Below are 18,012 nucleotides of genomic sequence, written 5' to 3' on the forward strand. Positions count from 1 at the left end.
ACCATTGGGACCCACCGGTCTGACGTCGGCGTGAACTGCGCAGAACGGGCGAGCGACCGTTGCCGGAAGGCTCAGACGCCCTCACGCAGGCGCTGCACCGCGACCGCGATCCGGCCCCGCAGGTCGGGATCGGTGACCTCACCGTCGGCGACGACCGCACGCGAGACCGGGAGCCGCACGCACGCCTCCTCGACGATCTTCGCGCCCGCGTACGTTAGAACCTTGCGGAGCGAGTCGTGCGCGTCGCGGCCGCCGGTCGGGGCCGCGACCGAGGACGCGTTGATCCACGCCACCGGCTTGCCGTAGATCTCGCCGCCGCCGACCGTCCAGTCGAGCAGGTTCTTGAACGAGCCCGGCAGCCCGCCTGCGTACTCCGGCGTGCAGATCAGGACGGCGTCGGCCGTTTTGATCGCTGCGCGCAGTTCCGCGACGGCGGGATGCAGCGGGTCGCGGTCGTCATCCGGGTTGAAGTGCGGCAGATCGCCCAGTCCGGCATAGGTCGTGCTCGAGGTGAGGGTCGCGACGGTCCCCAGCACCGCCGCGTTGCCCGAGCCCGCACGCAGGCTGCCGCAGATCAGCAGGATCACGCAGCCAGTCTGCCAGGGAAAGCCCGGTGATGCGGTGGTACGCCTGGCGATACCGGTCGCGCGTGGCGGTCACCACTTCCGGCGGCAACGGCGGCAGCGCGGACACGCAGTCCCAGCCGGACGCCGGGCCGACCAGCCAGTCGCGCACCTGCTGCTTGTCGAACGACGGCCGCGGGCGGCCGGGCCGGTGGGCGCCGGCCAGCCAGTAGCGCGCCGAATCCGGGGTGAGCAGCTCGTCCGCGAGCACGAGCCCGCCGTCCGCCCCGATGCCGAACTCGAACTTCGTGTCGGCCAGCAACAAGCCCTGCTCCGCGGCTCGCGCGGCGCCCCGGCGGTACAGCTCCAGGGACGCCTCCCGGACCTCCTCGGCCAGCGCGCGGCCGAGGATCGTGGCGAACGTCTCGAAGTCGATGTTCACGTCGGGTTCGCCGGGGCGGGTCTTCGTGGACGGCGTGAAGATCGGCTCGGGCAGCCGGGCCGACTCGGCCAGCCCGGCCGGCAGCGGGACCCCGCACACCGCGCCGCACCGGCGGTAGTCCGCGTATCCGCGGCCGGTGAGGTGGCCGCGGACGACGGCCTCGACCGGCAGCATGTCGAGCCGTTCGACCAGCAGCGCGCGGCCGCGGACCGCTGCCGGGATCCGGGGGCCGTCGAAGGCCACCAGGTGGTTCGGGAGGACGTCGGCCAGCTGGTCGAACCAGAACACGCTCATCGCGGTGAGCACGCGGCCCTTGTCCGGGACCGGGGTGGGAAAGACCTGTTCGAAGGCGGAAATGCGGTCGGAGGCGACGATCAGCAGGAGGTCGTCGCCGACTTCGTACAGGTCACGAACCTTGCCGGGGGTAATTCTCCGGCATCCGGGGAGGGGGATCACGCGCTGAACCCTAACGGGCACGCTCCGCCACCATGGATGATGCTGGCATGGCGTACGACTGGGTCTCGATGACCACCGACTACGGCCTCCGCGACGGCTTCGTGGCGGCCTGCCACGGCGTGATCGCACGGCTCGCGCCCGCCGTGCGGGTGATCGACGTGACGCACGAAGTGCCGCCCCAGGAGATCCGGCACGGGGCCATGGCGCTGGCCCAGACCGTCCTGTTCCTGCCCGAGGCGGTGCACGTCGCCGTCGTCGACCCGGGTGTGGGCACCGACCGGCTGGGGGTGGTCGTCGTCACGGATGGCGGACTGCTGGTCGGGCCGGACAACGGCCTCCTGCTGCCGGCCGCACAGGCGCTCGGCGGGGTGCAGGCGGCGTACGAGCTGGCGGAGCCGTCGCTGCGACTGGCGGCCACGTCGGCGACGTTCCACGGCCGGGACGTCTTCGCGCCCGCGGCCGCGCACCTCGCACTGGGTGTTGCGCCGTCGGACTTCGGCGATCCGGTGGCCGACCTGGTCGTGATGCCGGAGCCCTTCGTGGCGGCGTTCCCCGGCAAGCTGGTGTCGGAAGTGCTGACGGTCGACCACTTCGGCAACGTCCAGCTGGCCGCGACGCCGGCGGACCTCGAGCTGTCCGGCCTGTCCGGCGCGGTTTCCGTGCACAGCGAGCGGGTCGCGGTGACCACGGTCCTCGGCCGGACCTTCGCGGACGTCCCGGCCGGGGCGAGCGTGCTCTACACCGACTCAGCGGGACGGCTGGCCGTCGCGGTCAACGGCGGCTCCGCGGCCGCCGTGCTCGGGCTCGGCCCTGCCCAGGAGTGCACGATCACGTCGTCGCCCACCGCGACCTGACCGGATCGCAGCACCGCGGCCTTCATCCCGAAGACCACCCCGCCGTCGGGGTGACGCCGGTAGCCGGCGAGTGTGCGGATCGGTTCGGGGCCGGCCTTTCGGCCGGTCTCCTGGTCGACCATCGGCACCGTGCAGCGCACGCACTGCTTGGCGTAGCCGAACATTGCGGTGCCCGCGGACATCGTGCGGACTTCGTCCTCGGTGTGCGGTTCGATCCAGCCGGAGACGATCACGTTGGGCCGGAAGCGGTCCATCGGCACCGGCTCGCCGCCCCGTTCGAGGATGCGTGCGTTCAGACCGTCCAAAGAGGACTCGGATGCGACGAGCAGCGCGTGCCCGTCGGCGAAGGCGGCCGTGCCCGGTGTCTCGCCGCTGGTCACACGCTCGTGGTCCGGTGCTACTCCGATCAGCACCGACGGCAGGCCGAGGAGGTCCGAGAACCACTCCGCGGCTTCGGCGCCCTGGTGGACTCCGGTGCCGTGCCAGGAGAACGTCGAGCCCGGGTGCCTCGGGCCGTCGGGCCGGACGTCGAGGACGAGGTCGTCGAAGCCCGGCGCGGACAGCGTCAGCCTGTGACCGGACAGTCGCGGGCGGACCGACGCCAGGACCGGGTGGCGCCGCTGGCTGCGGAAGTCGCCGTCCGGGGCGACAACCTGGAACACGCGGTCGTGCGCCAGCCCGGCCGGGCCGACCTCGGCGACCGGGACCGAAGTGCCGGCACAGCCCTTGACCGGGTAATACGTCAGCCGCGTGATCCTCGCCATGCCCGCAGGCTACCCGGGGCCCGGGCGCCGAAGCGCGCCGTTTTCACAGCACCTGGGAGAGGAACCGCTGCAGTCGTGGGCTCTGCGGTTCGTCGAAGATCCGGGCCGGCGAGCCCTGCTCGACGATCCGTCCGGCGTCCATGAAGGCCACCTCGTCGGCCACGCTGCGCGCGAAGCCCATTTCGTGCGTGACGACGACGAGCGTCAGCCCGCGTTCGGCCAGGCCCGCCATCAGGTTCAGGACACCCTTGACCAGCTCGGGGTCGAGGGCGCTGGTGGCCTCGTCGAAGAGCATCACCTCGGGGTCCATCGCCAGCGCCCTGGCGATCGCGACGCGCTGCTGCTGACCGCCGGAAAGCGCGCTCGGCCGGTACGGCGCCTTGTCCGCGAGGCCGACCTCGGCGAGGCGGGCGCGGGCGATTTCCGTTGCTTCCTCCCTGCCGAGCTTCTTCACGCTCCGCAGCGGCAGCACGATGTTGTCCAGCACGCTGCGGTGGCCGAACAGGTTGAAGTGCTGGAACACCATGCCGACACGCTGGCGCAGCGCGTCCGGATCGGACCGGATCACCGACTCGCCGTCGAGCAGGAGGTCGCCGGAATCGGGCTCCTGCAGGCGGTTCACGCAGCGTAGGAGGGTCGACTTGCCCGAGCCGGACGGGCCGATCACGCACGTCGTCTTCCCGCTCGCCACCTTCAGGTCGACCCCGCGCAGGACCTCCAGCGTGCCGAAGCGCACGTGGATGTCCTTGAGTTCGACACTGGACGAACGCACCGCCGTCACCACGCGCTCACCCTCCCTCCGGCGCCGAGCTCCACCGGATCGGTCTCGTCCGGCTCGTCGGCGCGCACCTTGCGGCCGGTCCGGAGCTTCTTGTCGATGTAGTTGACCAGGTGCGTCAGCGGCACGGTGATCACCAGGTAGACGAACCCGGCGGCGACCAGCGGTGACAGGTTGCCGGTGTTGGCCGCGAGGTCCTGCCCGATCCGGAACAGCTCGCGCTGCTCGGACAGCAGGCCGAGGAAGTAGACCAGGCTGGAGTCCTTGATCAGCGCGATGAACTGGTTCACCAGCGCGGGCAGCACGCGTCGCACACCCTGCGGGATGACGACCAGCAGCATCGCCTTGCTGTAACTCATCCCCAGCGCGCGGCTGGCTTCCAGCTGTCCTTTTTCGACACTCTGGATGCCGGACCGGAAGATCTCGCCGATGTAGGCGGCGGCGATCAGGCTCAGCGCCAGGATGCCCAGCGGGTACGGGTTGGTGCCGACGACGTCGCGCGCGAGTGTGCCGAGGCCCTGGCCGATCACGAGGATCGTCAGGATCGCCGGGAGCCCGCGGAAGACGTCGGTGTACACGCGGGCCGGCCAGCGCAGCCACGCCTTGGTGGACAGGCCCATCACCGCGACGACCATGCCGAGCACCGTGCCGATCAGCGCGGAGGTGAGCGCGAGGATCAGCGTGTTGAGCAGGCCGGTCTTCAGCAGGTCCGGGAAGACCTGCCAGATGTACTCCCAGTTGAGGAAGGTCTCGAGGAACTGGTCCATCTACGGCCCCGGCTTGAAATCGGCGGGAACGGGTGCGGTGGGCTCGAACCGGTCGTGCACCTTGAGCCAGGTGCCGTCCGCGACGACCTTCTTGATGCCGTTGTTGATCTTGCCGATCAGCTCGGTGTTGTCCTTCTTGACCGCAAACCCGTGCGGGATGGTCGTGGTGATCGCCTTGGTCACCTTGAGCCCGGCGTTGTTCTTCGCGTAGTCCTCGGCGGTGGCCTGGTCGAACACGGCACCGTTGAGGGCGCCGGACTTGAGCGCGCTCAGGACGGCGGCGTCGTTCGGGAACCGGACGGCCTGTGCGGTGGGTGCGTTCGACGCCAGCCAGGTGTCCGAGACGGTGCCCTGGACAACGCCGATCCGCTTGCCGGCCAGGGAGTTCTCGTCGGTGATGCCGGCCGTTCCGTTGGCCGCGATGCCGAGGGCCTGGTAGTTGTACGGCGCCGAGAAGCCGACGGTCTTCCGGCGTGCGTCCGTCTGCGCGATGGCCGAGCTGCCGATGTCGAAGGTGCCGTTCGCGACCTGGCCGAGCAGCGAGGAGAAGTCCGTCGCGACGAACTCGACCTTGAGGCCTTCCTGCTGCGCGATGGCCTTCAGCAGTTCGTTGTCGAACCCGGTGAAGGTGCCGTTCTCCTGGTAGGCGTTCGGTTTCGAGTCGCTCAGCGTGCCGACGCGGAGGGTGTCCGACCCGCTGTCGGAACCACCGCACGCGGTGAGCGCGGCCAGCAGCGTCGCGGTGAGCGCCGTGACGATGGTCTTCCTCACGCCCCGCCTCCCGAGAACCCGGCCGGCACCGGGGCGGCCGGGAGGAACTCCTGGTGCAGCTTGAGCCAGGTCCCGTCGGCGATGACCTGCTTGAGCCCATCGTCGATCTTGCCGAGCAGCTCGGTGTTGCCCTTCTTCACCGCGAAACCGTGCGGCACGTCGGTGACGAAGCTCTTCACCACAACGAGCTTGGCCTCCGGGTTGTCGGTCACGTTCTTCTCGGCGATGCTCTGGTCGAGGATGTAGGCGTCGACGGCGCCGCTCTTCAACGCGGTCAGCGCGGCCGCGTAGTCGGGGAAGCGCACGGCCTGCGCGGTGGGGACCGTGCTGGTCAGCCAGTGGTCGCCGACGGTCGCCTGGATGACGGCGACCCGCTTGCCGGCCAGGCCCTTCTCGTCGGTGACCGGCGTGCCCTGCTTCGCCTGGATGCTCATGGTTTCGAAGTCGTAGGCGGCGGAGAAGTCGACGGTCTTCTTGCGCTCGTCGGTCTGGGCGATCGCCGAGCTGGCGATGTCGTAGCGGCCGGACGCGACCTGCCCGAGCAGCGCGGAGAAGTCAGTCGCGGCGAACTCCAGCTTCAGGTTCTGCTTGGCCGCGATGGCCTTGAGCAGCTCGTTGTCGAAGCCGGTGTAGTTGCCGTCCTTGAGGAAGATGTTCGGCGGCGCGTCGCTGAGGGTGCCGACGCGCAGGGTCGAGGAAGCGGTGTCCGAGCCGCCGCACGCGGTGAGCGTGGCGACGAGGGCGGCGGCCAGGCCGGCGAGTGCGAGCTTCTTCACGTCAGACCCCCGGGTTCGTGACGAGCAGGCCGGGCCCGCCCTGCTGGAGTTCCTTGGACAGCGGCGTGTTCTTGTAGAACTGCGCGTAGATGCGCGCGACCGTCCCGTCGGCGATCGCCTTGGCGAGGCCGTCGTTGAGCTTCTTCAGCAGGTCCGTGTTCTTCTTGGCGACGGCGAACGCGGACGGCGTGTCCTTGTCCTCGACCGTGTAGCCGAGCTCCAGCGGGACCGCCGGGTTCTGGTCCAGGTACTTCTGGCCGATGTCCTGCGGCACGACCCAGCCGTCCAGCGTGCCGTTCTTCAGCTGCGCAAAACCCGCGTTGTAGTCCGGGAAGCGGACGACCTGGGCACCCGCCACCTTGCCCGCGAACTCGTCCTGCACCGAGCCCTGGACGACGCCGAGGCGCTTGCCCGACAGCGTCGCGACGTCCTTGAGGTTCGCGCCCTTCGCGGTCACGACCGTGGTGAAGCCGGTGTTGTAGCCGTTGGAGAAGGCGACGGTCTTCTTGCGCGCTTCGGTGCTGGAGATCGTCGAGCTGCCGATGTCGAACTTGCCGGTCGCGACGCCGGCCAGCAGGCCGGAGAACTCGGTGCCGACGAACTCGACCTCGAAGCCTTCACGCTTCGCGATGTCGCGCAGCAACTCGTTGTCGTAACCGGTGAACCGGCCGTTCTCCAGGTAGATCGACGGCGGGGCGTCGCCCAGGGTCCCGACGCGCAGGGTCTGGCCGGCGGCGGAGGTGTCCGAGCCGCCGCACGCGGCCAGGGTCAGCGTCAGCGCGCCGGCGGTGACGACGGCGGCGATTTTCGACAGCGTGGATCTCATCGCTTCTTCCATGGTTGATCGCGCACGAGGCACGATGAATGCGCGCCAGGCCGCGGGATGGGCGGCCCGGCGCTCCGGGTTCAGCGATCGAGATTAGGGATTTGGCCCGTTCGTGTGGATTCGTTCCAGTCCGTGGACGGGTGCGTCAGCTCACAGGATCGGCTGCGGCGCGTAACCCGCGGCCTCGGGGAACCGCTCGAGCACCTGCGCGACGCGCTCGGCGACCTGCGCCACCTGGCGCCCGGCCGTGCCGGTGAACGAAATCCGGTCGGCGAGCAGCTTGTCCAGCTCACCGCGGTCGAGCGGGATGCGGCTGTCGGCCGCGAACCGGTCGAGCAGGTCGTTCTCGGCGCGACCTTCCCGCATCTCCAGCGCGACGGCGACGGAGTGCTCCTTGATCGCCTCGTGGGCCGTCTCACGTCCGACACCGGCGCGGACCGACGCCATGAGCACCTTCGTGGTGGTGAGGAACGGCAGATAGCGATCCAGCTCACGCTCGATCACCGCCGGGAAGGCGCCGAACTCGGCGAGCACCGTGAGGAACGTCTCCAGCAGGCCGTCGAGCGCGAAGAACGCGTCCGGCAGCGCGACGCGACGGACGACGGAGTCGGAGACGTCACCCTCGTTCCACTGGTCGCCGGCCAGCTCGCCGATCATCGACAGGTAGCCGCGCAGCACGACGGCGAGGCCGTTCACGCGCTCGCACGAGCGGGTGTTCATCTTGTGCGGCATGGCGGACGAGCCGACCTGGCCGGGCTTGAAACCCTCGGTGACCAGCTCGTGGCCGGCCATCAGCCGGATCGTCTTGGCCAGGCTGGACGGCGCGGCGGCGACCTGGACCACGGTGGAGAGCACGTCGAAGTCGAGCGAGCGCGGGTACACCTGGCCGACGCTGACGAACCGCCGGTTGAAGCCGAGGTGCTGCACCACGCGGTCCTCAAGCTCGTCCAAAGTGGACTCGTCGCCGAGCAGGTCGAGCATGTCCTGCGCGGTGCCCACCGGGCCCTTGATGCCGCGCAACGGGTAGCGGCCGATGAGGTTTTCGAGCCGCTCGAAAGCGACGAGCAGCTCGTCGGCGGCCGTGGCGAACCGCTTGCCGAGGGTGGTGGCCTGCGCGGCGACGTTGTGCGAGCGGCCGGCCATCACGGTGTCGGTGTGCTCGACGGCGAGGGTGGCCAGCCGCGCCAGCACGGCGGCGACGCGGGTCCGCATGAGCTCCAGCGAACGGAGCTGCTGCAGCTGCTCGACGTTCTCGGTGAGGTCACGCGAGGTCATGCCCTTGTGGATGTGCTCGTGGCCGGCGAGCGCGCTGAACTCTTCGATCCGCGCCTTGACGTCGTGCCGCGTGACGCGCTCGCGGGCGGCGATCGACTCGAGGTCAACGTCCTCGAGGACACGCTCGTAGGCCTCGACCACACCGTCGGGCACCTCGACCCCGAGGTCCTTCTGCGCCTTGAGGACGGCGAGCCAGAGCTGACGCTCCAGCACGACCTTCTGCTCCGGCGACCAGAGGGAGACCAGCTCCGCCGAGGCGTAGCGGGTGGCGAGCACGTTCGGAATGCGGGGCTTGTCCGTCACGGCTTCACGATACCTGTGCAGGTCAGGCCACCGTGGCGCGGATGGTCAGGCCGGTCGAGGTGCCCGGCGCCAGGGTTGTCAGCGGGCCGAGGACCTCCAGCTCCACGATTCGCGCGGGCGGGTCGAGGTCGCCCAGCGAGGCCAGCGGGGCCGGCAGCGGGTGCTCCAGCCAGATCTCCAGCGGCGAGCCTTCGTCCGGGTACTCGCCGGCGGGGTCGACGTCGAAGGACAGGGTCAGCGGGCCGTACGTGACCCAGCCCGCGGTGCCCGGCACTCCGAGCTTGCCGACGACGTCCTGGGGCGGGACCACCAGCCGGTCACCGTCCACTGTGTACTCCGGGGTGCCGGTCCCGGCGACCAGCGCCACCACGTCGGGCCGGGTGAGCCCGGCCGTCACCGGGCTGCCGCCGGGGAGCTGCGTGACGTTCCACAGGGCCCACCGCACCGGTCGCGAGGTGGTGTTCTTCGCGGTCAGCCGCAGCTCGTAACCGTCGTCGGTGAGGGCCACCGTGCGGCTGAACTTCAGGCCGGTGCGCGGGTCCGCGCCGCTGACCATGGTGACCAGGTCGTCGCTGACGTAGGCCAGGTACGGGCCCGAATCCAGCACCGGGTCGGGCGGGCCGGGCCACTGGTCCGGGCCATCCCAGCCCTGCGGCGCGGGCCACGTCTTGTCCCCGCCGTAGTTGACCCAGTCGCCCATGCGCCCGGAGTTGGGCCGGAACACACCGCCGTCGCGCAGGTGCAGCGAGTCGTCGAGCAGGTCGGTGTTGCGCCAGAGCAGCTCGACGCCGCGATACTGCACCGACAGCAGCCGGCCGCCCAGTTCCGGCACCAGGCCGAGCCGCAGGTCGCCGCGCTCCAGCCAGGTCACCATTCGGCGAGGCCCCCGTCGTCGTGGCGCCACACCGGCGAGCGCCACGCGTGGCCGACCTCGTCGGCGCGGCGGACAGCGGCCTCGTCGACCTCGATGCCGAGGCCGGGCCCGAGCGGGCGGGCCGCGTAACCGTCTTGGAAGGCGAAGATCGACGGATCGGTGAGGTAGGCGTGCTCGTGGCCCTCGTGGTAGTGCATGCCGACGCTCTGCTCCTGGATCAGGAAGTTCGGCGTCGCGAACGCGACCTGCAGTGACGCGGCGAGCGAGATCGGGCCGAGGGGGCAGTGCGGTGCGAGCGAGGCGCCGTACATCTCGGCGAGCGCGCCGATCCGCCGCAGCTCGGAGATGCCGCCTGCGTGGGACGGGTCCGGCTGGAGGACCGCGACGCCGGCGTCGAGCACCGGCTTGAACTCCCAGCGCGAGTAGAGCCGCTCACCGACCGCGATCGGCACGGTGGACGCCTCGACAACCTTGCGCAGCGCGTCGCCCTGCGTCTCCGGCAGGATCGGCTCTTCGACGAACAGCGGCTGGACGTCTTCCAGGAGCTTGACCAGCCGCCGGGCCATCGCGGGCGAGACGCGGCCGTGGAAGTCGATCGCGAGGTCGCGGTGCGGGCCGAGCACCTCCCGCGCTTCCCAGGCGCGGGCCACCGCCGCGTCCGCCTCGGCGGGTGACGCGATCGCGGTCAGCGGGCCGGCGACGTTCATCTTCACCGCGGTGAAACCAGCCTCGACCTGCGCGGACACGGCTTCACGGATGCCGGCGGGCCGGTCACCGCCGACCCAGCTGTAGACCCGGACGCGGTCGCGGACCGGGCCGCCGAGCAGCTCGTGCACCGGCGCGTTGCGGACCTTCCCGGCGATGTCCCACAGCGCGTGGTCGAACCCGGACAGCGCGCTGGAGAGCACCGGGCCGCCGCGGTAGAAGCCGCCGCGGCGCAGCACCTGCCAGTGGTCCTCGATGCGCAGCGGATCCTGGCCGATCAGCAGCTCGGACATTTCGTGCACCGCCGCACGCACGGTCTCCGCGCGGCCCTCGACCACGGGCTCGCCCCAGCCGCTGATGCCCTCGTCCGTGCTGACCTTGAGGAACAGCCAGCGCGGGGCGACCAGAAACGTTTCAATGCCGGTGATCTTCACCCATGTCCCCCATCTACGCGGAATCCTTGGCGGCGGACCAGCCGCCGTCGACGGTCAGCTCGGCCCCGGTGACGAACGACGCGGCGTCCGAGAGCAGGAAGGCGATCACGTTCGCCACTTCGCCCGGCTCGCCGAGGCGGCCGGCCGGTGTCGCCTGCGCGCTGCGTTCGCGGTCCGCCGGCGAGATCCGGTTCCAGGCCTCGGTCAGCACCGGCCCCGGCAGCACGGAGTTGACCCGCACGTCGGGGGCGTATTCCACGGCCAGCTGCCGGGCCAGCGCAACCAGCGCGCCCTTGCTCGCGGCGTACGCGGGGTGGCCCGGCAGGCCGAAGTGCGCGTGCACCGACGAGACGAGCACCACCGCGCCGCGCCGGGCCCGCAGCGAGGGCAGGCAGGCCCGGACGGCGAGGTACGTGCCGGTCAGGTTGACCTCGAGCTGGCGCCGCCACCCGGCGAGGTCGAGTTCGTGCAGCGGGCCGGTGCTGGGCACGTAGGCGTTGCTGACCAGGGCGTCGACCTCGCCGATGCCGGCCCAGGTCGCCTCGTCGGTGACGTCGCCCCGGATCGGGACAACACCGCCGGGGAGTTCGGCGATGTCCACGCCGAGCACGCGGTAGCCGTCGTCGAGCAGCTTCAGGGCCGTTGCCGCCCCGATTCCGGACGCCGCTCCGGTCACCACCGCCGTACGCGCAGACATCGCCTCTCCCGTTCCTAGAACTTCGCTACGTGCACATGGTCGTCCGGCCCGCGGGCGGCGAACCACAGCGACGCGCCGTCGGACGCCGCGCCGAGGGTTCCCACGATGCTCCCGCTCGGGTACTCCGGCCGCTTGAACCAGCCCGCCCAGGAGCCGGACCAGTCGTTGGCCCACAGGGAGTAGTCGCTCGCGGACGCGGTGAGCGCAACCCTCGCGCCGACCGCGACCAACGTGGGGCTGCTGCTGACCGTGCCGCCGATGCCCGTCCAGTCCGACCAGCCCTCGCCGGTCTTCGTGCGGACCCAGACGCTGTCGTCGGCGGTCCGGACGGCGACCACCGTGCCGCTCGTGGACGTCGCCGCGCCGGGCCGGCCGTAGATCGGCTTGCCGCCGGGCGCGCCGAGACCGGACCACTGACCGGCGCTGGTCCGCTGCCAGACCTGGCCGTCGGCGCCGCGTGCGAACAGCGTGCCGTCGCTGGTCACGGACGGCGAATCGGTGAGTGTGCCGCCGAGCCGCTTCCAGTCTCCCCAGTGGCCGTACCGGTAAGTGCGCTGGTAGGCGGCGTTGTCGAGACCACGGACGTAGACGTCGATGCCGGTGGACGTGGCCACCGCGGCGGGCTGGCCGAGGAACTTACCGCCCACCTGACGCGGCCCGTCGAGGCCCTTGACCTGGAGGGAGCCACTCTGGTCGCGGAAGAACGCCACGGTCTTGCCACCGGTGCGGACCACGGCCGGGCTGGCCGACGCGGTGCCGCCGAGGTCGTCACCCGGGACGAGGTCGGTGCCGTGCAGCCGCAGGAACGCCGTGCCGTGCGCGGGCACGGTGACCGTGTACGAGCCGGTTGCGCTGCCGCGGTCGGCTCGAGCGCGGAGGTCGCGAATGGACACCCGGCCCTTGAGGCCCGCGTCCGCGAAGTTCAGCGTCATCTGCGCCGGTGTCTCACCGCGGTTGAGCAGGACCACCGAGCGGTCGCCGTCGGGAGAAAGGACCTTGCTGTAGGTGTCGGTGGTCCCGCTCGTCGCGACACGAACACCCTGGGTGCCGAGGCGGTCCTGGTTGACGCCGATGATCTCCGGGTTCTTCAACGTCTTCAGCATCGACGCGGGCAGCGTGCGCGGGTCGGAGCCGAGGATCAGCGGGGAAGCCATCTCCGCCCACATGACGAACTGGGTGGTCGACTCCTCCTCGTTCAGCTCGTAGGTGCCCTGCTCGGTCTTGCGCATCGGGATCAGGTAGTCCGGGTCGTTGTAGTGGCCCGGCCCGTTCGCCTCGGGGTGCGCGGCGTTGGCGTCCATGTTGCGCAGGACGTCCTTCCAGATCCCCTCGTACGGGGTGCCGAAGGCGATGTCCGTGCTGGTGCGCCAGGAGTCGGCGACGAGCGGGCCGTAGGTGTAGGCGATGCCGGCGACCTGGTCGGGCCCGTGCGGGGTGCCCCACTCGTCGGTGACCGGGTTGCAGACGTTCAGCACCATCGGGCGGCCCGCCTTGGCCAGGGCCTGGCTGAACTGCGTGAACGCCTCGGCGGGCTTGAGGTTCTGGGCGATGCCGCAGAGAAAGTCGACCTTGACGGCGTCGAACTTCCAGTTCGCGAACCGCTTGGTGTCCTGCTCGTAGTGACCGCCGGAGCCGGCTGCGCAGTTCTTGCCGTCGGAGGCGCCCGCGTCGGTGTAGATGCCGGCCAGCAGGTGGCGGTCGTGCAAGTACTTGACCAAAGTGGACAGTCCACTCGGGAACTTCGCGCTGTCCGCAAGGAGGTTACCCTGGGCGTCACGCGGGTCCGGGGCGGTCCAGCCGCCGTCGATCCAGACGTAGCGGTAGCCGGCGTCGCGCAGGCCGCTGGAGACGAGGAAGTCCGCGACGGACTTCACCGACGCCTCACTGGGCGCGCCGAGGCCGTAGTAGGTGTTCCAGCCCATGTACGGGGTCTTCGCGACACCGCTGTCGTAATAGTCGGGCGCGCCTTGGTCCACGGCCGGCGTTGCTTGCGCGGGGATCGCGATCGCGGTGAGCGCGGCCGCGGCCGCTGCTACGACCGCTAGGGATCTCTTCAGGAGCATGTTGCTGGACACCCTTCTCCGATGAAACAGCGTCGAGCTAGCCGGGGAGCAGCATGCCGGGGCGCGTGATCCTCCGTCAAGAATAAATCCTAAATTAAGATTTCACGCGCTATGCTGTCGGTGATGAACACCGAAGTCGTCACTCTCGGCGAGGCGATGCGGCTGCTGCTCGCCGAGCCCGGCGTCGCCCTGCGACGTGCGCACACCTTCACCTCGTCGGTCGCCGGCGCCGAGACGAACGTCGCGGTCGGCCTGGCCCGGCTCGGGCACCGCGTCCGCTGGCTGAGCCGGGTCGGCGACGATCCTTCCGGCGCCTCGATCCTCGCGACGCTGCGCGCGGACGACGTCGACGTCTCGCGGGTCGAGGTGGATCCCGGGGGCTTCATCGGCTTCCTGATCCGGGACACCGAGACCGTCGAATACCACCGAAGCGGCTCCGCGGCTTCGCACCTCTCAGCCGCGTACGTGCGCGAAGCAGGCCTCGACGGCGCGAGGCTCGTCCATGTCTCCGGCATCACGGCGATGCTGTCGCCTGACGCACGCGAAGCCGTCGAAGCGCTCTTCACGCTGGCGCGCGCTTCGGGCGCCTGGGTGTCCTTCGACCCGAACGTCCGGCTGAAGCTCGGCAGCGCGGACCGCTGGCGCGAGACCGTCGGGCCGCTGCTGACCAGGGCGGACCTCGTCTTCGCCGGGGAAGACGAACTCGAGCTGCTCGGGCAGGCGCCGGACACGCTGCTCGCGGGCCGGGCGCAAACAGTGGTCGTCAAACAGCGGGACAAGATCGCGCGGGCAGTGACCGCGGACGGGTCGTGGGCGCAGCCGAGCCTGGTCACGCGGGTCGTCGATCCGGTCGGCGCGGGTGACGCGCTGACGGCCGGGTACCTCTCGGCGTGGCTGCGCGGCGCAAAACCGGCCGAGGCGCTGCTTGCGGGCGCGGCCTGCGCGGCACTGGTCGTCGGCACCCGAACCGACCTCGAAGGCCTGCCCGACCAGGGCGAACTCACCAAAGCACTGATCGGCACGGAGGTGGACCGATGAGCTACCGCTGGGAAATCACGGCGGACGCGCTGCGCCAGGGCGTCGTCGGGATCGTGCGCACGCACGACGCGGAGTCCGCTGTGGAGGCAGCTCGCGCGGTCTTGGAGGCCGGCCTGCACTCGGTCGAGCTGCCGCTGACCAACCCCGGCGCGCTGGACGCGATCTCCGGGCTCACCGCGGCCTACCCGGACGCGACGATCGGAGCCGGCACCGTGCTCGACGAGGCATCGGCGGTGCTGGCCATCCGGGCGGGCGCGCGGTTCCTCGTGTCACCGTCGGTGGACAGCGCGGTGATCCGTACCGCTCACCGGTACGGCGCGGCCGCGTTCCCCGGCGCCGGCTCAGTGACGGAAATCGTTCGGGCGCTGGAGGAAGGCGCCGACGCGGTGAAGGTGTTCCCGGCTTCGGCACTGAGCCCGTCCTGGGTGAAGGATGTACGCGCGGCGCTACCGCAGGCGCCGTTGGTACCCACCGGCGGCATCGGCCCGGACGACGTGCCACGCTGGCTGGCGGCGGGCGCGGTGGCTTGCGGAGTCGGCTCGGCGCTGACCCGCGGCACCACCGCGGAGATCTCCGCCCGGGTCGACACGCTGTTGAGGAGCGCGCATGGCTGAACTGGTCTTCGTCGGCAGCTACACCGGTGATGCGGGGAACGGCACCGGGATCACGACGTTCTCGCGGTCGGCCACCGGCGAGCTGACGGAAGTCGCGAACCTGCCGATGACGTCGCCGTCGTGGCTGACGCGGCACCCGTCGCTGCCGGTGCTCTACGCGGCGAACGAGACAGAGACCGGCGGTGTGACGGCGCTGGCTCTTTCGGACGCCGGAGCGTTGTCGGTCCTGGGCGAGGCGGAGACCGGCGGCGCGCACCCGTGCCACCTGGCGGTGACGCCGGACGGCCGGTTCCTGTTGTGCGCCAACTACACCGGCGGCAGCCTGGCGGTGTTCTCGCTGTCCGCTTCGGGCGCCATCGAGGCCCGGACGGCCTTGGTCCAGCACACCGGCAGCGGCCCGGACGCCGATCGCCAAGAGGCGGCGCACGTCCACATGGCCGTGCCTTCGCCCGACAGCACGGTGGTGAGCGCGGTCGATCTCGGCACCGACGAGATCCGCAGCTACACGCTGTCTTCCGACGGCTCACTGGAGCCGCTGGCGGTCTCCGCGCTCCCGCCGGGCACCGGCCCGCGCCAGCTGGTCCGGCGACCGGGCACCGACCTGGCCTACGTGGTCGGTGAGCTGGCCGGGACGCTGGTCACGGTCCGCGAGACGTCACCGGGCGCGTTCGACGTGGTGGCCTCGACGCCGTCGACGTTGTCTTCGGTGACCCCGAACCTGGTGGCCCACCTGGAGCTGACCGGCTCGCGGCTGTACGTCTCGAACCGCGGCCCGGACTGCATCACAGAGTTCGCCCTCGACGACGCGGCCGCGGTGACGGACCAGCCGTGCGGCGCGAACCCGCGGCACTTCGCCCTGGTGGACGGGACTTGTTACGTCGCGGCTCAGTCGGCGGACGCGGTCACGGCGTTCACCCTGACCGCGTCCGGCGACGCGGAACTGCGGCACTACCCGACCGGCTCACCGACCTTCGTGCTGCCGGTCTCGCTGCCCTGACGTCGCAGGATCACGACGTCCGCGTCGTGGTCCGCGGTCCAGTCGAACGGGAGGCCCGCGTACTTCAGGTGCGCGCCTGAATAGCGGGCTCCCGACTCGTCCACATAGGACGCGTGGGCGCCGACTGAGAGGCGGACGCGCGAGGAGCGGCCCGGGACCAACGGCGCTCCGGTCAGCGAACCTGTGCTCCAGGCCAGCACGACCACCGTGTCGCCGTCCTCGGACGTGTACTGCGTGGCCGCGGTGGGAGCCGAAGGACCGTGCAGAACGCGGGCCACGCCGTGGTGGATCACCGAGCGGATCGACTTGTAGAGAGAAACCAGCGAAGCCGCCTCCGCGTGCTGCTCCGGAGACCACCGGGACAGGTCCGCGCCGATCCCGAGTACGCCCGCCATCGCCGTGACGAAGCGGAACCGCAACGAGCGAGGACGCGGGTCGAAGACGCCCGGCGAGTCAGTCACCCACGAGCTCATCAGGTGCGGCGCGTGCATCAGCAGGAAGCCGTCCTGGATCGCCAGCCGGTCCACCGGCCCGGTGTTGTCACTCGGCCAGACGACGTCGGTGCGCGCGACCGTCGCCAGGTCCGTGCGGCCGCCGCCACCCGCGCACGCCTCGATCGTCACGTGCGGGTGCGTCGCACGCAGGTGGTCCAGCACCGACAGGTAACCCGCGACGTGCTCGGCGTCCAGGTCCGCGAGCGGTGCGCCCGGCCGGCCGCGCTCGGTCGGCGGGCGGTTCATGTCCCACTTCAGGTACGAGATCGGGTACGTGTACAGCAGGACGTCCAAAGTGGACTTGATGAACGAGACCACCGCAGGGAGGCCCAGGTCCAGCAGCAGCTGGTTGCGGACCAGCGTCGCGGGCCGCCCGTCGATCCGATACACCCAATCCGGATGCGACGCGTACAGCTCTGACTTCGGGCTGACGGCCTCCGGCTCGACCCACAGCCCGAACTCCAGACCCAGCTCTCGCACCGAAGAGACGAACGCGCCGAAATCGCCGTCGAACGAAGCTTCCGACGGGGTCCAGTCGCCGAGGCCACCGGTGTCGTCGTCGCGGCCGGTGAACCAGCCGTCGTCGACCACGAACAGCTCCACACCGAGGTCGGCCGCCCGTTTCGCCAGCTCCAGCTGCGCAGCACCTTGGACGTCGAAACCGGTTGCTTCCCACGAGTTGTAGAGCACCGGACGCGGCCGCTGCCAGCGGGCACCGGCCAGCACCCGGTCGTAGTCGTGCCACACGGAAGCCAGTCCGGACAGACCGTCCACACTGGATGCCAGCGCGACGGCCGGAGTCACCAGCGAGCCGCCGGGTTCCAGCAGCACCGGCCCCGGTGACGGCAGCCGCCCGGCCCGGACGCGGGTCAACCCGGACGGCTCGACATCGGCGGAGATCTCCCACGAACCCGGCCACTCCAAGGAGACGCCCCAGGCCGGGCCACCGGAAGCGTCCTGCACGGCCAGCCACGGCACGTGCGCGTGACCCGGCACGCCGAACCGGCTCTCCATCCGGAACCCGCCGGCGGGCAGCAGCACCGACCGGCGGGTGAACTCCTGCGACCACTGCCCGGTCAGGTACGTCAACCGGGCGCCGGACACCGTCGGGACGCACACACCCGCCGAGCCGAGCCGGTCGAACTCCAGTGTCGACGCGCCAGAGTTGGTGAACTCGACCCACCGGGTCAGGACGTCGGTCTCGGGCACCGGGCGGTAGCACAGCACCGCGCGCAACCTCGCGACCTCGTCCACAAAGGTCAACCGCAGGTCGCCGTCGTGGGAGGCCGAGTCGAAGCGCCACCACGAGCCGCCGCGGACCGAAACGTCCGCCCCGGAGAACGGGCGCAGGCCCAGCGGCGCGTACTCGGCCGGCGCCGCGTCGGCCTCGGTGATGAAGTGCACCGAGCCCGCGTTGGAGAACACCGACGGCCCGTCCTCGATCCCGGACGGCCCCCATGCGACGAGTTCGGCCCATCGAGAAGAGGGATCCAGCGCCACGGTGTACGAAGTGGACTTCAT

18 protein-coding genes are annotated in these 18,012 nt (G+C 70.7%); 4 read left to right on the forward strand and 14 right to left on the reverse strand.

The window, feature by feature from the left end; translation table 11 throughout:
- Window positions 1-71: 71 nt before the first annotated feature.
- Window positions 72-536, reverse strand: a complete 465-nt coding sequence (locus ACIA5G_RS07535) for an NADPH-dependent FMN reductase (protein WP_395921939.1) — start codon at window positions 534-536, stop codon at window positions 72-74.
- On the reverse strand, window positions 457-1,461 hold the full coding sequence (locus ACIA5G_RS07540; protein WP_395921347.1) for a phosphoribosylaminoimidazolesuccinocarboxamide synthase: 1,005 nt from the start codon (window positions 1,459-1,461) through the stop codon (window positions 457-459). Before ACIA5G_RS07540 ends, ACIA5G_RS07535 begins: the two co-directional genes overlap by 80 nt.
- 47 nt (window positions 1,462-1,508) lie before the next feature.
- Here ACIA5G_RS07540 and ACIA5G_RS07545 point away from each other — a divergent pair, with 47 nt between their 5' ends.
- The gene (locus tag ACIA5G_RS07545) at window positions 1,509-2,315 is read left to right on the forward strand and encodes an S-adenosyl-l-methionine hydroxide adenosyltransferase family protein (protein ID WP_395921348.1); all 807 of its coding nucleotides are present in this window, start codon (window positions 1,509-1,511) and stop codon (window positions 2,313-2,315) included.
- On the opposite strand, the gene ACIA5G_RS07550 is transcribed toward ACIA5G_RS07545, so the two are convergent.
- The 11 genes from ACIA5G_RS07550 to ACIA5G_RS07600 form a co-directional block, all read right to left on the reverse strand.
- Window positions 2,198-3,079, reverse strand: a complete 882-nt coding sequence (locus ACIA5G_RS07550) for an MOSC domain-containing protein (protein ID WP_395921349.1) — start codon at window positions 3,077-3,079, stop codon at window positions 2,198-2,200. The two genes, ACIA5G_RS07545 and ACIA5G_RS07550, sit on opposite strands and share 118 nt — an antisense overlap.
- Window positions 3,080-3,122: 43 nt before the next feature.
- The gene (locus ACIA5G_RS07555) at window positions 3,123-3,863 is read right to left on the reverse strand and encodes an amino acid ABC transporter ATP-binding protein (protein WP_395921350.1); all 741 of its coding nucleotides are present in this window, start codon (window positions 3,861-3,863) and stop codon (window positions 3,123-3,125) included.
- The gene (locus tag ACIA5G_RS07560) at window positions 3,857-4,624 is read right to left on the reverse strand and encodes an amino acid ABC transporter permease (RefSeq protein ID WP_395921351.1); all 768 of its coding nucleotides are present in this window, start codon (window positions 4,622-4,624) and stop codon (window positions 3,857-3,859) included. The genes ACIA5G_RS07555 and ACIA5G_RS07560 overlap by 7 nt, the downstream gene beginning before the upstream one ends.
- On the reverse strand, window positions 4,625-5,395 hold the full coding sequence (locus ACIA5G_RS07565) for an ABC transporter substrate-binding protein (RefSeq protein WP_395921352.1): 771 nt from the start codon (window positions 5,393-5,395) through the stop codon (window positions 4,625-4,627).
- The gene (locus ACIA5G_RS07570) at window positions 5,392-6,171 is read right to left on the reverse strand and encodes an ABC transporter substrate-binding protein (protein ID WP_395921353.1); all 780 of its coding nucleotides are present in this window, start codon (window positions 6,169-6,171) and stop codon (window positions 5,392-5,394) included. The genes ACIA5G_RS07565 and ACIA5G_RS07570 overlap by 4 nt, the downstream gene beginning before the upstream one ends.
- A gap of 1 nt (window position 6,172) precedes the next feature.
- Window positions 6,173-6,997 carry a transporter substrate-binding domain-containing protein gene (locus ACIA5G_RS07575; RefSeq protein ID WP_395921354.1) on the reverse strand — a complete coding sequence of 275 codons (825 nt, stop codon included), beginning with the start codon at window positions 6,995-6,997 and terminating at the stop codon, window positions 6,173-6,175.
- Between the two features lie 150 nt (window positions 6,998-7,147).
- Window positions 7,148-8,575 (reverse strand): adenylosuccinate lyase, encoded by a 1,428-nt coding sequence (gene purB / locus ACIA5G_RS07580; protein ID WP_395921355.1) that lies wholly within the window; start codon window positions 8,573-8,575, stop codon window positions 7,148-7,150.
- 22 nt (window positions 8,576-8,597) lie between these two features.
- On the reverse strand, window positions 8,598-9,449 hold the full coding sequence (locus tag ACIA5G_RS07585) for a DUF4380 domain-containing protein (RefSeq protein WP_395921356.1): 852 nt from the start codon (window positions 9,447-9,449) through the stop codon (window positions 8,598-8,600).
- Window positions 9,443-10,588, reverse strand: coding sequence for a galactonate dehydratase (dgoD, locus tag ACIA5G_RS07590; protein WP_395921357.1), 1,146 nt, complete (start codon window positions 10,586-10,588; stop codon window positions 9,443-9,445). The genes ACIA5G_RS07585 and dgoD overlap by 7 nt, the downstream gene beginning before the upstream one ends.
- Window positions 10,589-10,601: 13 nt before the next feature.
- Window positions 10,602-11,285 carry an SDR family NAD(P)-dependent oxidoreductase gene (locus tag ACIA5G_RS07595; protein WP_395921358.1) on the reverse strand — a complete coding sequence of 228 codons (684 nt, stop codon included), beginning with the start codon at window positions 11,283-11,285 and terminating at the stop codon, window positions 10,602-10,604.
- Window positions 11,286-11,299: 14 nt separating this feature from the next.
- Window positions 11,300-13,348, reverse strand: a complete 2,049-nt coding sequence (locus tag ACIA5G_RS07600) for a hypothetical protein (RefSeq protein WP_395921359.1) — start codon at window positions 13,346-13,348, stop codon at window positions 11,300-11,302.
- A gap of 123 nt (window positions 13,349-13,471) precedes the next feature.
- Between ACIA5G_RS07600 and ACIA5G_RS07605 the strand changes: the two genes are divergently transcribed.
- The 3 genes from ACIA5G_RS07605 to ACIA5G_RS07615 are packed head-to-tail and all read left to right on the forward strand — an operon-like array spanning window position 13,472 to window position 15,997.
- A complete protein-coding gene (locus ACIA5G_RS07605; RefSeq protein WP_395921360.1) occupies window positions 13,472-14,386 on the forward strand; it encodes a sugar kinase in 915 nt (304 codons plus the stop codon).
- On the forward strand, window positions 14,383-15,000 hold the full coding sequence (locus ACIA5G_RS07610) for a bifunctional 4-hydroxy-2-oxoglutarate aldolase/2-dehydro-3-deoxy-phosphogluconate aldolase (RefSeq protein ID WP_395921361.1): 618 nt from the start codon (window positions 14,383-14,385) through the stop codon (window positions 14,998-15,000). The genes ACIA5G_RS07605 and ACIA5G_RS07610 overlap by 4 nt, the downstream gene beginning before the upstream one ends.
- Window positions 14,993-15,997, forward strand: a complete 1,005-nt coding sequence (locus ACIA5G_RS07615; protein ID WP_395921362.1) for a lactonase family protein — start codon at window positions 14,993-14,995, stop codon at window positions 15,995-15,997. Before ACIA5G_RS07610 ends, ACIA5G_RS07615 begins: the two co-directional genes overlap by 8 nt.
- Here the strand turns inward: ACIA5G_RS07615 and ACIA5G_RS07620 are convergent.
- Window positions 15,949-18,012, reverse strand: a complete 2,064-nt coding sequence (locus ACIA5G_RS07620; protein WP_395921363.1) for an alpha-galactosidase — start codon at window positions 18,010-18,012, stop codon at window positions 15,949-15,951. The genes ACIA5G_RS07615 and ACIA5G_RS07620 overlap by 49 nt on opposite strands.

Source organism: Amycolatopsis sp. NPDC051758, from assembly GCF_044453095.1.
In the GTDB taxonomy this organism is placed as follows: domain Bacteria; phylum Actinomycetota; class Actinomycetes; order Mycobacteriales; family Pseudonocardiaceae; genus Amycolatopsis.

Bases quoted from the DNA above. Each gene is read 5' to 3' on its own strand.
- ACIA5G_RS07600 (WP_395921359.1), bottom strand. From the start codon at position 13,348: ATGCTCCTGAAGAGATCCCTAGCGGTCGTAGCAGCGGCCGCGGCCGCG.
- ACIA5G_RS07550 (WP_395921349.1), bottom strand. From the start codon at position 3,079: ATGGCGAGGATCACGCGGCTGACGTATTACCCGGTCAAGGGCTGTGCC.
- ACIA5G_RS07595 (WP_395921358.1), bottom strand. From the start codon at position 11,285: ATGTCTGCGCGTACGGCGGTGGTGACCGGAGCGGCGTCCGGAATCGGG.
- ACIA5G_RS07560 (WP_395921351.1), bottom strand. From the start codon at position 4,624: ATGGACCAGTTCCTCGAGACCTTCCTCAACTGGGAGTACATCTGGCAG.
- ACIA5G_RS07545 (WP_395921348.1), top strand. From the start codon at position 1,509: ATGGCGTACGACTGGGTCTCGATGACCACCGACTACGGCCTCCGCGAC.
- ACIA5G_RS07615 (WP_395921362.1), top strand. From the start codon at position 14,993: ATGGCTGAACTGGTCTTCGTCGGCAGCTACACCGGTGATGCGGGGAAC.
- ACIA5G_RS07610 (WP_395921361.1), top strand. From the start codon at position 14,383: ATGAGCTACCGCTGGGAAATCACGGCGGACGCGCTGCGCCAGGGCGTC.
- ACIA5G_RS07575 (WP_395921354.1), bottom strand. From the start codon at position 6,997: ATGAGATCCACGCTGTCGAAAATCGCCGCCGTCGTCACCGCCGGCGCG.
- ACIA5G_RS07605 (WP_395921360.1), top strand. From the start codon at position 13,472: ATGAACACCGAAGTCGTCACTCTCGGCGAGGCGATGCGGCTGCTGCTC.
- ACIA5G_RS07620 (WP_395921363.1), bottom strand. From the start codon at position 18,012: ATGAAGTCCACTTCGTACACCGTGGCGCTGGATCCCTCTTCTCGATGG.
- ACIA5G_RS07585 (WP_395921356.1), bottom strand. From the start codon at position 9,449: ATGGTGACCTGGCTGGAGCGCGGCGACCTGCGGCTCGGCCTGGTGCCG.